Below are 14041 nucleotides of genomic sequence, written 5' to 3'. Positions count from 1 at the left end.
GAAGTCCGAGCCACCCTTGCCGCCGCCGATCGGCAGCCCGGTGAGCGAGTTCTTGAAGATCTGCTCGAAGCCGAGGAATTTGACGATCCCCAGGTACACCGAGGGATGGAACCGCAGCCCACCCTTGTACGGGCCGAGCGCCGAGTTGAATTCGACCCGGAACCCGCGGTTGATCTGCACCGCCCCCGCGTCGTCGAGCCACGGCACCCGGAAGATGATCTGGCGCTCGGGCTCGCACAGCCGGCGGATCACCGCGTTGTCGACGTATTCGGGATGCTTGGTGACCACCGGCTCAAGGCTGGTCAGCACCTCGTACACGGCCTGGTGGAACTCGGTCTCGCCGGCGTTGCGGGACACCAGTTCCTCGTAGATGCCATGCAGACTGCTGGGCAGGGTCATAGTCACTTCACCTCGTAACGTGGGAACACTCCGGTCGGGGCGGGCAGGGCGACACCGGGTTTGATCCGGGTGGCGATGGCTTCGAATGTGCGGTCGCCGGCCGGTTGGCCGAGCAGGTCGAGCAGTTTGGCCGTGGACTGCGGCATCACCGGCTGACACAGCAGCGTGGCGATCCGCACCACCTCCAGCGTCGTGTACAGCACGGTGCGGAACCGGTCCTGGTCGGCCGGGTCCTCGGACTTGCGCAGCACCCACGGTTCCTGCGCCGAGAAATACCGGTTCGCCGCGCCGAGCACCGACCAGATCGCTTCCAGCGCAAGGTGCATCGCCGGGACATCGTAGTGCGCCCGCACCTGCTCCAGCAGCACGTCGGCCGCCGTCAGCAGCGCGGTGTCCTCGGCGCTGAACTCACCGGGATCGGGCACGGCCGCACCGAGGTTGCGGGCCACCATCGACAGTGAGCGCTGCGCCAGGTTGCCCAGTTCATTGGCCAGGTCCGCGTTGATCCGGCCGATGATGGCGTCCTCGTTGTAGCTGCCGTCCTGGCCGAAGGGCACCTCGCGCAGCAGGAAGTAGCGCACCTGGTCGAGGCCGAACGTGTCGATGAGATTCATCGGGTCGACGACATTGCCGATCGACTTGCTCATCTTCTCGCCCTTGTTGAGCAGGAAGCCGTGCACGAACACCCGGCGCGGCAGCTCGATGCCCGCCGACATCAGAAACGCCGGCCAGTACACGGTGTGGAACCGGATGATGTCCTTGCCGATCATGTGCAGATTCGCCGGCCAATACCGTTGGAAGGCAGCCGAATCGGTGTCCGGGAAGCCGGCCCCGGTCAGGTAGTTGGTCAGCGCGTCCACCCACACGTACATGACGTGATCGGGATGGCCGGGCACCGGAACACCCCAGTCGAACGTGGTGCGCGAGATGGACAGGTCGCGCAGGCCGCCGGAGACGAAGCTGACCACCTCGTTGCGCCGCACCTCGGGCCCGATGAACTCCGGGTGGGCCTGGTAGTGCGCGAGCAGCGGCTCGGCGTAGGCCGACAACTTGAAGAAGTAGGTCTGCTCCTCGGTCCAGGTGAGCGGTGCGCCCGTCTCGGTGGCGATCCGGGTGCCGTCGGGCTGCTCGGTGGTCTCACCCTCGGTGAAGAAGCGCTCGTCGCGCACCGAGTACCAGCCCGCGTAGGTGTCCAGGTAGATGTCGCCGGCCTCGTTCATTCGCTGCCAGATGGCCTTCGATGCCTCGTAGTGGTCGGCGTCGGAGGTGCGGATGAACCGGTCGAAGGAGATGTTGAGTTTTTCCTGCATGCGCTGGAACACGTCGGAGTTGCGCCGCGCCAGCTCGGCCGCTGCGATGCCTTCGGCGGCCGCGGTCTCGGCCATCTTCTGGCCGTGCACGTCGGTGCCGGTCAGGTAGCGCACGTCGAAACCGTCCAGGCGCTTGAACCGGGCGATGGCGTCGGTGGCGACGTACTCGTAGGCATGCCCGATGTGCGGTGCGCCATTCGGGTAGGCGATCGCCGTGGTGATGTAGTACGGGCGGTCCCCGGGGGAGGAGGTGTCCTCGGGGGTGCGCGTCCCCGCGCCGGGGGAGGAGAAGGTGCTCATCGGGGAATCACTTTATGGTGTTGCGGTGAGTTCCAAACGGTCAGCCAGGGACAAGCCTCCCGCCCCGGAGCCGCTGGCCCCCCTGATCGACGCCCACACCCACCTCGACGCCTGCGGCGCCGAGACCGCCGCCGACGTGCGGGCGATCGTGGACCGGGCCGCAGCCGTGGGCGTCGGGCAGGTCGTCACCATCGCCGATGACCTGGCCTCCGCGCACTGGGTGACCACGGCCGCCGAGGCCGACGACCGGGTGTACGCCGCGGTCGCGCTGCACCCCACCCGCGCCGCCACGCTCACCGGCGCTGCCAGGGCCGATCTGGAGCGGCTGGCCGCCCATCCGCGGGTGGTCGCGATCGGCGAGACCGGGATCGACATGTACTGGCCGGGCCGCCTGGACGGGTGTGCGACGCCCGAACAGCAGCGCGACGGCTTCGCCTGGCATATCGATCTGGCCAAGCGCACCGGCAAGCCGCTGATGATCCACAACCGCGACGCCGATGACGAGGTGCTCGACGTCCTGCGCGCCGAGGGGGCGCCCGAGACTGTGATCTTCCACTGTTTTTCGTCGGGCCCCGAGATGGCCCGCACCTGCGTCGACGCCGGCTGGGTGCTGAGCCTTTCCGGCACGGTGAGCTTCAAGAACGCCCGTGACCTGCGGGAAGCGGCCCAGCTGATTCCGGCCGGTCAGCTGCTGGTGGAGACCGACGCGCCGTTTCTGACCCCGCATCCGTACCGCGGGGCACCGAACGAGCCTTATTGCCTGCCATACACTGTCCGGGCACTCGCGCAGTTGCTGGACCGGCCCGCCGAGGAGGTCGCGTCCGAGACCGCAGGCACTGCGGCGCGGGTGTACGGACTTAACGGAGGCCCCGGTGTCCGGTAGCCGGTTGTAGTTGCCGGAACTAGGCCTTTTCGTTACCGTCTTGTGATCAACCGCTTGACCTGCAGCCGCTGAACGCTGCCGTCAGATCCGGGAGTACCGCGAACGTGAATGCCCTGACAAAACTTCATGAGTCCCGATCGCCGATGCTCCGCGGGGTCCTCGGCGCCCTTCTGGTGACTCTCACCGCGGCCGGTGGCTACGCCGTCTCGTCCCACAAGACGGTGACGCTGTCGGTGGACGGGGCGCCGATGACGGTGGCGACGATGAAGTCCAGGGTGATCGACGTGGTCGAGGAGAACGGTTTCGACGTCGGCGACCGTGATGATCTCTACCCGGCCGCCGATCAGTCGGTGCACCAGTCCGAGACCATCGTGCTGCGCCGCAGCCGGCCCCTGGAGGTGTCGCTGGACGGTCAGGACAGCAAGCAGGTGTGGACCACCGCGTCGACGGTCGACGAGGCGCTCGCGCAGCTGCGGATGACCGATAAGGCCCCTGCCGCGGCATCGCGGGGCAGCCGGGTGCCGCTGGCCGGGATGGCCCTGCCGGTGGTGAGTCCCAAGACGGTCGAGATCGACGACGGCGGCACCGTGTCGACCGTGCACCTGGCCGCCCCGAACGTGGCGGGCCTGCTGCAGGCCGCCGGAGCCCCGCTCGAGCAGAACGACACCGTGACCCCCGCGGCATCGTCCCCGGTCGTGGACGGTATGCACGTCGAGGTGACCCGGATGCGGATCGAGAAGGTGACCGAGCAGATCCCGCTCGCGCCGGGCAACAAACGCATCGAAGACCCCACCCTCAACATGAGCCGCAAGGTGGTCGAGGACCCGGGCGCGCCGGGTACCCAGGACGTCACCTTCGCTGTCGCGAAGGTGAACGGTAAGGAAACTGGCAGGTTGCCAGTAGCCAATGTCGTTATCAATCCGGCCCGCGACGGCGTGCTCCGAGTCGGAGCAAAGCCGGGCACCGAAGTCCCCCCGGTGACCAACGGAGCCGCCTGGGATGCCCTTTCGCAGTGTGAAGCCGGAGGTAACTGGGCGATAAACACGGGTAACGGTTTCTACGGCGGCGTGCAATTTGATCAGAACACCTGGGAGCGACAGGGGGGATTGCGGTATGCTCCGAGGGCCGACTTGGCGACAAGGGAAGAGCAAATTGCGATTGCTACGGTGACGCAAGCCCGGCAAGGTTGGGGAGCCTGGCCCGTCTGTAGCGGGAGGATTGGGGCGCGCTGACTATTCGACTGCTCGGGCGGACCGAGATACGACGACTGGCCAAAGACATCGACTTTCGGCCACGCAAATCATTCGGACAGAACTTTGTCCACGACGCCAACACTGTTCGGCGCATCGTGTCGGCCTCCGGTGTCCATCGCAACGACCACGTTCTCGAGGTCGGGCCCGGACTCGGATCGCTGACGCTGGCGCTGCTCGACCGTGGTGCGCGCGTCACCGCAGTGGAGATCGATCCGCTGCTGGCGCAACAGTTGCCCACCACGATCGCCGAACATTCGCACAGTGAGATCAATCGGCTCACCGTGCTCAACCGCGACATCCTGACGCTGGTTCCGGCCGATGTCACCGATCAGCCGACCGCGCTCGTCGCGAACCTGCCCTACAACGTGGCAGTGCCCGCGCTGCTGCACCTGCTGGCCGAATTCCCGTCGATCCGGACGGTGATGGTCATGGTGCAGGCCGAGGTGGCCGAACGGCTGGCCGCCGAACCGGGTGGCAAGGACTACGGGGTGCCCAGTGCCAAGGTGCGTTTCTACGGAAACGTCCGCAGGCACGGCATGGTGTCGCCCACGGTGTTCTGGCCCATCCCGCGCGTGTATTCGGGGCTGGTCCGCATCGACCGCTACGAAACACCGTCCTGGCCGATGGATGAGGCCTTCCGCGATGAGGTGTTCGGTTTGATCGACACCGGGTTCGCGCAACGCCGCAAGACCTCGCGCAACGCATTCGCCGACTGGGCGGGTTCGGGAAACGAGTCGGCGGAGCGGCTGCTGGCCGCCAGCATCGACCCGTCGCGCCGCGGTGAAACCCTCGCGATCGCCGATTTCGTCCGGCTGTTGCAGCGGGCGAAGGAAGCCGCCGGTGAGGCTCAGGAGCGCGTCCGCGTCACCTAGCCTCAACCCCACCCCAGCGCGCGAGTTCGACGAAAGGGCCGCCCCACCATGCGGTGGGGCGGCCCTTTCGCCGGATCAGGTACCGACGGATCCCGACTATCCGAGCGCCTCGACGATCAGCCCGACGAACTCGGCGCACGAGCCATAGCGCCGCTCCGGGTTTTTCGCCATGGCCTTGGCCACGATCGGATCGACGGCGGTGGGAATCCACGGTGCTCGGCGCGAGATGCGGGGCGGCGCACTGTGCAGTTGATGATCGACGATGCTCATCGCCGTGTTCGCCGCGAACGGTGGCGAACCGGTCAGCAGTTCGACGGTGGTGCAGGCCAGGGCGTACTCGTCGGCGGCCGGGGTGGGATCGCGCCCGCTGAGCAACTCCGGTGCCGAATACGGCAGCGACGCCTGCACTCTGGCCACCGGGGCGCCGGCGCGCCGGGTGATGCGTCTGGCCGGGTCGAGGGTCAGCCGTCCGCTGTCGTGCGACATCCGCGCGGCCACATCCTCGGCCAGCGAGTGCGCCACCCCGAAGTCGATCAGTACGGCACGCGAAAACGGCTCGTCGACAAGGATATTGGCGGGTTTGACGTCGCTGTGCACGATGCCCTGCCGGTGCGCGTAGTCGAGCGCGTCGGCGATCTGGGTGAGCGCCGTGACGCGGTCGGGCGCGGCAGGCAGGTCGGGCAGGTCGCCGACCGTCCCTCCGGTGACCAGCTCCATGGCCAGCCACGCCGGGCCCTCCGCGTAGACCGTGACGATGTGGGGATGGGTGAGCGTGCGGGCGAACTCGAACTCCCGCCGCAGCCGGATCAGCTGGTCGGGTCTGCGGTGCTGGTCGTCGAGCACCTTGAGCGCGACCGTGCGGCCCGCCTCGTCGCGGGCCCGGTACACGACGGCCCAGCCGCCTCGGCCGACGGCCGCATCGACGGCGTATCCCGCGATGGTCCCGCCGGGTGACACCACCTTGACAGCTTAGGTTCGGCGCACGTGGCACTGCCGAGGTTCGCCGACAGCATCGGTCGGTCGGCGATAGTGTCGGTGCCGTGTCAGCATCTGACGGCAGCACCGCATCCGAGTGGGTTCCCACCGGGTCGGTCACCGTGCGGGTACCGGGGAAGGTGAACCTGCACCTTTCGGTCGGCGATCTGCGCGACGACGGCTACCACGATCTCACCACCGTGTTTCACGCGGTGTCACTGCTCGACGAGGTGACGGTCCGCAACGCCGACATGCTGTCCGTGAACCTGTCCGGTGAAGGGGTGGAATCGCTGCCCACCGATCACCGCAATCTGGCCTGGCGGGCGGCCGTGCTGATGGCCGAGCACGTCGGCCGGGCGCCCGACGTCGAGATCAGCATCGAGAAGTCGATCCCGGTGGCGGGCGGCATGGCCGGCGGCAGCGCGGACGCCGCCGCGGTGCTGGTGGCGATGAACACGCTGTGGGAACTCGGCGTGCCCCGGCGCGACCTGCACGCGCTGGCCGCCCAGCTGGGCAGCGATGTGCCGTTCGCGCTGCACGGGGGGACGGCGCTGGGCTCGGGCCGCGGTGAGGAACTCGCCACCGTGCTGGCCCGCAACACCTTCCACTGGGTGCTGGCGTTCGCCCACCGCGGGCTGTCCACCCCGAAGGTGTTCGGCGAGCTGGACCGGCTGCGCACGGATTCCGAGCGGGGTGCGCCGCCGCGGGCCGAGGAGCCCGAGCCGGTCCTGGCGGCGCTGGCCTCCGGTGATCCGGCCGAGCTGGCGTCGCTGCTGGGCAACGATCTGCAGCCGGCGGCGCTGAGCCTGTATCCGGATCTGCGGCGGACCCTGCGGGCGGGTGTCGATGCGGGCGCGCTGGCCGGGATCGTGTCCGGATCCGGCCCGACGTGTGCGTTCCTGTGCCCGTCGTCCACCACCGCCGTGGACGTGGGGGCGCAGCTGGCGGGCGACGACGTGTGCCGTACCGTACGGGTGGCCAGCGGTCCGGTGCATGGGGCACGCGTCGTCCCCACACCGTCGACGTCGGTGTGACCCGGGTGTGACGCAGAACTCAATTCTCGCGAGAGTTTGGCAGCTACTTAAGGGTCTCTTAAGATGATCGACGGTGAATGCTATCGGTCAGGTATCGGACACGACGTTCCCGCCCGCCGCATCGGGCGGACGGCGGCGCAGTCGCGTTACCCGCACCGACGCTCCCGCACCGTTGCGGGGGAGGGTCGCGCCCGAGTGGACGCCATCACCGAACCGAGACATAACTGCTGCCCAATTGTGTGTGCGCGCCTCCTCGAAAGCGTTGCCCACCGAGCGGAGCATGGATAGCCGGGCAATGCCGCCGGTCCCGAGGAGGTCGTCGTGAGCAGATTCACCGAGAAGATGTACCGCAACGCCCGCGAGAGCGCCAGGGGCATGGTGACCGGCGAACCGCACGAGCCGGTGCGCCACACCTGGGGTGAGGTTCACGAGCGGGCTCGGCGCATCGCGGGCGGCCTGGCCGCCGCGGGTATCGGACACGGCGACGCGGTCGGCGTGCTGGCCGGCTTCCCGGTGGAGATCGCCCCGACCGCCCAGGGGGTGTGGATGCGCGGCGCGAGCCTGACCATGCTGCACCAGCCGACCCCGCGCACCGACCTCGCGGTGTGGGCCGAGGACACCATGAACGTCATCGGGATGATCGAGGCCGACGCCGTCATCGTCTCCGAGCCGTTCCTGGTCGCCGTCCCGGTGCTCGAAGAAAAAGGCATCAAGGTCGTCAAGATCGCCGACCTGCTCGCCGCCGACCCGATCGATCCGGTGGAGACCGGCGAGGACGATCTGGCGCTGATGCAGTTGACGTCCGGCTCTACCGGATCGCCCAAGGCCGTCCAGATCACCCACCGCAACATCCACTCGAACGCCGAGGCGATGTTCATCGGTGCGGAGTACGACGTCGACAAGGACGTCATGGTCAGCTGGCTGCCGTGCTTCCACGACATGGGCATGGTCGGCTTCCTGACCATCCCGATGTACTTTGGCGCCGAGCTGGTCAAGGTCACGCCGATGGACTTCCTGCGCGACACCCTGCTGTGGGCCAAGCTCATCGACAAGTACAAGGGCACCATGACCGCGGCGCCCAACTTCGCCTACGCGCTGTTCGCCAAGCGGCTGCGCCGTCAGGCCAAGCCGGGCGAGTACGACCTGTCCACGCTGCGGTTCGCGCTCTCGGGCGCCGAACCCGTGGAGCCGGCCGATGTCGAGGACCTGCTCGACGCGGGCAAGCCGTTCGGTCTTCCGGAGTCGGCAATCCTGCCGGCCTACGGCATGGCCGAGACCTGCCTGGCGGTGTCGTTCTCCCCGTGCAACGCGGGCCTGGTGGTCGACGAGGTCGACGCCGACCTGCTGGCCGCGCTGCGCCGCGCCGTGCCCGCCACCAAGGGCAACACCAAGCGGCTGGCCTCGCTGGGCCCGCTGCTCAAGGACCTGGAGGCGCGCGTCGTCGACGAGCACGGCGAGGTCATGCTGTCCCGCGGTGTCGGCGTGATCGAGCTGCGCGGCGAATCGCTGACCCCCGGCTACATCACCATGGGCGGTTTCCTGCCGGCCCAGGACGAGCACGGCTGGTACGACACCGGCGACCTCGGCTACATCACCGAGGAGGGCAACATCATCGTGTGTGGTCGCGTCAAGGACGTGATCATCATGGCCGGGCGCAATATCTACCCGACGGATATCGAACGGGCCGCCGGCCGCGTCGAGGGCGTGCGCCCCGGCTGCGCCGTCGCGGTCCGCCTGGACGCCGGGCATTCGCGCGAGACCTTCGCCGTCGCAGTGGAATCCAACGCCTGGCAGGATCCGGCCGAGGTGCGCCGGATCGAGCATCAGGTGGCCCACGAGGTGGTGTCCGAGGTCGACGTGCGTCCGCGCAACGTCGTGGTGCTCGGGCCCGGCAGCATTCCCAAGACCCCGTCGGGCAAGCTGCGCCGGGCTAACTCGGTGTCGCTGGTCAGCCAGTAGCCGCCGGGCGGGGGCGGGGGAGCGCCCAGACTTTCCCGCCGAGCAGACGCGCGCGTCCCGTGGAAAGGGCTTTCCCGGGTACCCGCATGTCTGCTCGGCGGAGGAACTACGTGGCCAGGTACCCGCCGTCGACGGGGATGGAGATCCCGGTGAGGTAGGACGCCTGCTCCGAGGCGAGGAAACCCACCACGGCGGACACGTCGGCCGGCTCGGCGATACGACCGAGCGGAATCGCCGCGGCGACCCGCGCGGCTTCCGCCTCGGGATCGGAAAGCCCGTGCAGCCACTCGTTGTACAGCGGAGTCCGCGTCATCCCCGGGGCGACGGCATTCACCCGTATCCCGTACTGCGCCAAGTCGACAGCCGCGGCTTTGGTGAATGCCAACATGGCCCCCTTGCTCGCACTGTAGACACCCATGGTCGGGACGCCGATGCTGGCCAGCCGCGACGTGATGTTGATGATCGATCCGCCGTCACCCTGATCGGCCATCACCCGGGCCGCGGCGATCAGCAGGTTCATCGCCCCGAATGTGTTGATCTCGAACGTACTTCGGATCTCGTCGTCGGTTGCCTTCAGCAGATCGCCGGTGTGGTCCACCGCGGCGTTGTTGACCAGGACGTCGAGCCGGCCGAGCTCGTCGACGGTGCGCCCGATGAGACGGTCCGATCCGCCGGCGTCGGTCAGATCGGACTGCAGGAACACCGCGCGTTCACCGAGCCGGCGGGCGATCTCGGTCCCGCGTTCGGTGGACCTGCCGGATACGACCACCCTGAACCCGTCGCCGACCAGCCGTTCGGCGATGTCGATGCCGATCCCGGATGTCGCTCCGGTGACGAGCGCGACGCGGTCCCCGGCCATCTCAGGCCGTCCCGCCGAGGAAGGCGGTGGCTTCGATCTCCACCAGTTCACCTGCGGGTAATCCGTTGACGCCCACCGTCGTCCGTACCGGGGTGTGCCCGCCGAGTGCGCGCGAGTAAGCGGCATCGAACGTGGCGAACTCCGCGATGTCGGTGAGAAAGCAGGTCATCCGGACCACGTCACCGAGCTCCGCACCGTGCGCGGCAAGGATTTCGGTGATGTTGGCGACCGCCTGCGCGGTCTGGCCGGACAGGTCGCCGAGGCGGCCGGTGGCGTCCTCGCCGGTCTGTCCGGCCACGAACAGCCATTGCCCTCGACGTACTCCCAAGGCGTAGTGCCCCGCGGGCTCAATCATCGCGATTCCTCCTCAACATGTGTATCCGGGGTTGGTGGCGCGTCCGCGCTGCCGGTGACCAGCAGCGCGACCTTGCGTCCCTGCCACCGGTCCCGGTGGGTGTGCAGGTAGGCAAGGGAGGCCGCGGCCGCGCCCTCGGCCTCGATTCCGGCGTCCCGTCGGAGCCGGGCCTGTGCGTCGGTGATATCGCTTTCCGACACCGTGGCGATGTCGTCGACGCATTTCTGCGCGAGCGGGAAGGTGTAGGTGTTGTCCGGGCCGAGGTCGCCCATCAGCGAGGTCGCCACGGTGGCGATCTCGGGTGGGCTGACCGGGTGCCCGGCACGCAGCGAAAGCGCCATCGCGGGTGCGTTCTCGGCGCACACCCCGATCACGGTGGTGGCGGGGCGCAGCGCCTTGATCGCGAGTCCGATGCCGGCGATCAACCCTCCGCCGGACACCGGAACCACGACGGCATCGAGGTCATCCAGGTCCTCGCACAGCTCCACCGCGGTAGTGCCCTGCCCGCTGATCACGTCGGGATGGTCGAACGGGGGGATGAACCCGAAGTCGTTCGACTTCGCGAACCGCTGTGCGGCCCGGATCGCCTCGGTCTGGTCGGCGGACGTCCGGTCCACCGTCGCGCCGAGGCGATCCAGCGCCGCCACCCGATCGGCGGGCACCGTCGTCGAAACGAACACCTTCACCGGTAAACCCGTCCGGTTGCCCATGTGGGCCACGGCCCTGGCATGGTTTCCGGTGGAGGCGGTGGCGATTCCGGTGCGCCCGCCGTTCTCCACGAGAGCGCAGACGGAATTGCTGGCGCCGCGGATCTTGAAACTCCCGGTGGGTTGGAACGTTTCAAGCTTGAGATACGTATCGACACCGGTGCTTTCGCTGATCACCGCTGCGTGCCGGAGCGGTGTTCGCGTGACATAGGGTGCGATTCTGCTGCGCGCCTGCAGGATCGAGTCCAGATTGGGCATGGTGTGCGGCATCGCGGGGGCCCTATTTGACGACGAGTTCGTGCGGGAGCGCCGACAGGCTCTCGCTTTCGGATTCGCCGACGACGAACGTCTCGCTCAGTGAGTAGCCGACGTCGTTCAGCCACACGGCGAGCATGAGGTGCAGCGCCATGTTCGGCCGCAGCTCGGTGCGGTCACCCGCGGCCAGGCTGATGGTGTTCTCGATCCAGGCGGTTTTCGGGAAGGAGATGCCGATCGAATACCCGATGCGCCCGTTCTTGGTGAAGCCCTGCCCGCCGAGGACGCTGGTCCACGCGGCGTGCACCTGCTCGGCGGTGTTGCCGGGTTTCATCGTGGCCCTGGCGATCTCGTAGCCCTCGGTCACGGTCCGTTCCAGGCGCCGGTACTCGGGTGGTGGCGACCCCAGGTAGACGGTGCGGGCCAGCCCGGCCGCATAGTTGTGCCGATGGCCGCCGAGCTCGATGGTGATCGGAGAGCCCGGGGCGATGACGCTGCCGCTCCAGCTCATGTGCGGGTTGTTGGTGTGCACGCCGCACGACAGGTACGGCTGCCAGGGAGTGGAGCCGTAGGACGAACCGTTCCCGCTGATCAGCTCATGATAGATGTCGGCGGCGACGTCGGCCTCGCGGACGCCGGGTTCGATGATGTCGATGGCCGCGAGCATCGCGCGATCGCTGAACCGCGCGGCCTCTCTGATCAGGTCGATTTCCCTTGGCGATTTGTGGCAGCGGATCCACTCGACGAGTCCGGTGGCGTTCTTCAGGGTCGCCCCGGAGATGGTGTCGTCGAGGGCGTGGAGCGCACCGACCGACAGATCCGACTCGTCGATGCCGATGTTCTTGGGACGCCAGCGCAGCGACGAGATCGTCTCGCCCACAGCCCGCATCGGGTGTTGGGTGCCGTTGATGTAGGCCTCGTCGTAGCCGACCACGTTCTCCGGCGCCAGCCAGCTCAGGGCGGTGGCTGCGGGAACATCCTGTTCCCGCAGGATCAGCACCGGCTCGTCGGGTTGATCCACCGCGACGATGAGCGCCTGCGGCACGTAGAACGAGTAGGCGTCGTACCCGGTGAGGTAGAAGATGTTCTTGGGATCGGTCACGATGAGTGCGTCCATGCCGGCCCGCTGGCCCGCGGTCTTCACCGCGGCGATCCGGTTGCGGTATTCCTGGGAACTGAAAACTTCGTCGATCGTTTTGACTTGCATGTCTGGTGGGCCTTCGTTGTCGTGGGTCAGAATTTGTCGATGAGTTGCGTCCACAGCTCCGTGGACAGCGCGAGAGTGGTGGTGTCGACGCGTTCGTTCGCGCCGTGGAACATATGCCGGAACTCGCTGGGGCCGACGAATCCCGAGAACATCGAGAAGCCGTACACCTGCGCCCCGGCTCGCCGGAAATAGTCGGCGTCGGTCGATGCGGTGATCATGCTCGGGACGAGTTGTGTTCCCGGAGCGATGTTGTCGACGATCCCGGTCACGGTGTCGTACAGCGGCGTTTCCAGCGGGGATTCGTGGGTGACCAGTTCATGTATCCACTCGATGGTCACCTCGTCGGCGAGCCGGCCGAGGGCGGCGCGGATCTCGCGCTCGACGTCCAGACGCGTCTGCCCCGGCATGACCCGCGCATCGACGTCGATCTCCACCCGCTCGGGTATGGAGTTGATGGCGATACCGCCGCGGGCGCCGGTCGGAGTCAGCGTCATATGGGTGCAGGCGTGCGCGGTACCCCCTAGTTCGGGGAGCGTGTCGGCGGTGTCGCGGACGCGGCTGGCATCGAGTAGGCCCGAGGTGGTTTCGGGATCGAAGTCCATACCCCTGACCCATCGGGTCCAGGTCTCCGACATCACCGGCTCGGGTCGGTGCGCGTCGAGCAGGCCGACGATCGTCGCGGCTTTCACCAGGGCGTTGTCGGCACCGAACGGCATCGCGGCGTGACCGGCGCGTCCATGCACGATCAGGCGCAGCCACATGGTGCCCTTCTCCGCGGTGGCCCATGACAGTTTGGGGGTCGGTCCCGAGGTGAGGGGCCACCCACCGCCTTCGGTGACGACGTAATCGGTGGCTACATCGTGAAGGTGGTGCTCCAACAGGTATTTCGCGCCCCAGGTGGCCTGGCCCTCCTCGTCGGCGGTGGCGATGAACGAGATGTCTCCGCGCGGCCGGTGGCCGCACTCCCCGGCATGCCGGATCGCCGCGGCCATCGTGGCGGTCATGTTGAGCATGTCGATCGCGCCACGGCCCCAGACCATTCCGTCGACCAGGTCGCCGCCGAACGGGTCGTGCAGCCAGTCGATGTCATCGGCGGGCACCACGTCGGTGTGGCAAATCAGCGCGAGAGACGGTGCCTTCGGATCGGATCCGTGAATCTTGGCGACAATCGAGCGCCTGCCCTCGGCGGCATCGTAGACTTGGGTGTCCACGGCGTTGCCGAGGAATTGGCGTAGCGTATCGGCGTTGCGAACCTCTTCTCCGGAGTCACGGTGACCGGTGTTGACACACCGGTTGCGGATGAGGGTCTGGAGCAGTTCTACGGTCGGCTCCAGCCGCGGTGAGGTGGCGTCGATCGAACCCATGTGGTCAAGTCCTTGTCAGTGGTGAGATTCGCCGTGCGCCGACGGCGAGAGGTGAATGAGCTCAGCGGGTCCGCTTGCCGGACAGTCAGATAGTTCGGTCCGGCACCATTGCGTCGACCTGGGAGGGGGCTGTCAGACCAGGGATCGTGCGGCCGCGCAGCGAGCATCCGCGGGTCTCGGGAATGAATCGCAGCGCGATCATCCCGATCACGAAGGCGCCCATCATGTAGAAGGCCGGAGCCATCGCGTTCTGCGTCGAACCGATCAGCCAGTCGTTGACCGCGGGGGCGGTTCCGCCGAACAGCATGC

At 67.7% G+C, this 14041-nt stretch carries 13 protein-coding genes and 1 pseudogene; 5 read left to right on the top strand and 9 right to left on the bottom strand.

Translation table 11 applies throughout. The features are described 5' to 3' along the window. Both ACWDTP_RS32085 and metG read right to left on the bottom strand, forming a co-directional pair. The coding region (locus ACWDTP_RS32085) for a Glu/Leu/Phe/Val dehydrogenase dimerization domain-containing protein (RefSeq protein WP_450027251.1) at positions 1-399 on the bottom strand (399 nt) is incomplete at its 3' end. A gap of 2 nt (positions 400-401) precedes the next feature. After that, positions 402-2009, bottom strand: a complete 1608-nt coding sequence (gene metG / locus ACWDTP_RS32080) for a methionine--tRNA ligase (RefSeq protein WP_450027250.1) — start codon at positions 2007-2009, stop codon at positions 402-404. Between the two features lie 25 nt (positions 2010-2034). Between metG and ACWDTP_RS32075 the strand changes: the two genes are divergently transcribed. The 3 genes from ACWDTP_RS32075 (at position 2035) to rsmA (ending at position 5017) form a co-directional block, all read left to right on the top strand. After that, entirely contained in the window at positions 2035-2892 is an 858-nt protein-coding gene (locus ACWDTP_RS32075; protein WP_450027249.1) for a TatD family hydrolase, read from the top strand. A 104-nt stretch (positions 2893-2996) separates the two neighbouring features. Then, positions 2997-4124: a transglycosylase family protein gene (locus ACWDTP_RS32070; protein WP_450027248.1), complete on the top strand. Its 1128-nt coding sequence runs from the start codon at positions 2997-2999 to the stop codon at positions 4122-4124. Further along, positions 4121-5017, top strand: coding sequence for a 16S rRNA (adenine(1518)-N(6)/adenine(1519)-N(6))-dimethyltransferase RsmA (gene rsmA / locus ACWDTP_RS32065; RefSeq protein ID WP_450027252.1), 897 nt, complete (start codon positions 4121-4123; stop codon positions 5015-5017). The genes ACWDTP_RS32070 and rsmA overlap by 4 nt, the downstream gene beginning before the upstream one ends. 96 nt (positions 5018-5113) lie before the next feature. Here rsmA and ACWDTP_RS32060 read toward each other — a convergent pair whose 3' ends face one another. After that, complete coding sequence (locus ACWDTP_RS32060) at positions 5114-5977, bottom strand: serine/threonine-protein kinase (protein ID WP_450027247.1); 864 nt, start codon at positions 5975-5977, stop codon at positions 5114-5116. A gap of 80 nt (positions 5978-6057) precedes the next feature. Between ACWDTP_RS32060 and ACWDTP_RS32055 the strand changes: the two genes are divergently transcribed. Together ACWDTP_RS32055 and ACWDTP_RS32050 are read left to right on the top strand one after the other, a co-directional pair. Beyond that, positions 6058-7026 (top strand): 4-(cytidine 5'-diphospho)-2-C-methyl-D-erythritol kinase, encoded by a 969-nt coding sequence (locus ACWDTP_RS32055; protein WP_450027246.1) that lies wholly within the window; start codon positions 6058-6060, stop codon positions 7024-7026. Between the two features lie 321 nt (positions 7027-7347). Next, positions 7348-8985, top strand: coding sequence for a fatty acyl-AMP ligase (locus tag ACWDTP_RS32050; RefSeq protein ID WP_450027245.1), 1638 nt, complete (start codon positions 7348-7350; stop codon positions 8983-8985). 106 nt (positions 8986-9091) lie between these two features. Here the strand turns inward: ACWDTP_RS32050 and ACWDTP_RS32045 are convergent, their stop codons facing one another. The 6 genes and pseudogenes from ACWDTP_RS32045 to ACWDTP_RS32020 form a co-directional block, all read right to left on the bottom strand. Beyond that, complete coding sequence (locus ACWDTP_RS32045) at positions 9092-9844, bottom strand: SDR family NAD(P)-dependent oxidoreductase (RefSeq protein WP_450027244.1); 753 nt, start codon at positions 9842-9844, stop codon at positions 9092-9094. 1 nt (position 9845) lies between these two features. Further along, positions 9846-10199, bottom strand: a complete 354-nt coding sequence (locus ACWDTP_RS32040; RefSeq protein ID WP_450027243.1) for a RidA family protein — start codon at positions 10197-10199, stop codon at positions 9846-9848. Next, on the bottom strand, positions 10196-11176 hold the full coding sequence (locus tag ACWDTP_RS32035; RefSeq protein WP_450027242.1) for a threonine ammonia-lyase: 981 nt from the start codon (positions 11174-11176) through the stop codon (positions 10196-10198). Before ACWDTP_RS32035 ends, ACWDTP_RS32040 begins: the two co-directional genes overlap by 4 nt. Positions 11177-11186: 10 nt before the next feature. Further along, complete coding sequence (locus ACWDTP_RS32030) at positions 11187-12368, bottom strand: M24 family metallopeptidase (RefSeq protein ID WP_450027241.1); 1182 nt, start codon at positions 12366-12368, stop codon at positions 11187-11189. Between the two features lie 26 nt (positions 12369-12394). Next, complete coding sequence (locus ACWDTP_RS32025; protein ID WP_450027240.1) at positions 12395-13732, bottom strand: M20/M25/M40 family metallo-hydrolase; 1338 nt, start codon at positions 13730-13732, stop codon at positions 12395-12397. Between the two features lie 85 nt (positions 13733-13817). Next, positions 13818-14041 (bottom strand): annotated as a pseudogene (locus tag ACWDTP_RS32020) (MFS transporter); the annotation flags it as partial.

It is taken from the genome of Mycobacterium sp. NPDC003449, from assembly GCF_053588415.1.
The sequence above is the reverse complement of the archived record's forward strand: the minus strand, read 5'-3'. Positions and strand labels throughout refer to the sequence as shown.

Coding starts and splice junctions, on each gene's coding strand:
- ACWDTP_RS32040 (WP_450027243.1), bottom strand. CDS start 10,199: ATGATTGAGCCCGCGGGGCACTACGCCTTGGGAGTACGTCGAGGGCAA.
- ACWDTP_RS32025 (WP_450027240.1), bottom strand. CDS start 13,732: ATGGGTTCGATCGACGCCACCTCACCGCGGCTGGAGCCGACCGTAGAA.
- ACWDTP_RS32035 (WP_450027242.1), bottom strand. CDS start 11,176: ATGCCGCACACCATGCCCAATCTGGACTCGATCCTGCAGGCGCGCAGC.
- metG (WP_450027250.1), bottom strand. CDS start 2,009: ATGAGCACCTTCTCCTCCCCCGGCGCGGGGACGCGCACCCCCGAGGAC.
- ACWDTP_RS32045 (WP_450027244.1), bottom strand. CDS start 9,844: ATGGCCGGGGACCGCGTCGCGCTCGTCACCGGAGCGACATCCGGGATC.
- ACWDTP_RS32030 (WP_450027241.1), bottom strand. CDS start 12,368: ATGCAAGTCAAAACGATCGACGAAGTTTTCAGTTCCCAGGAATACCGC.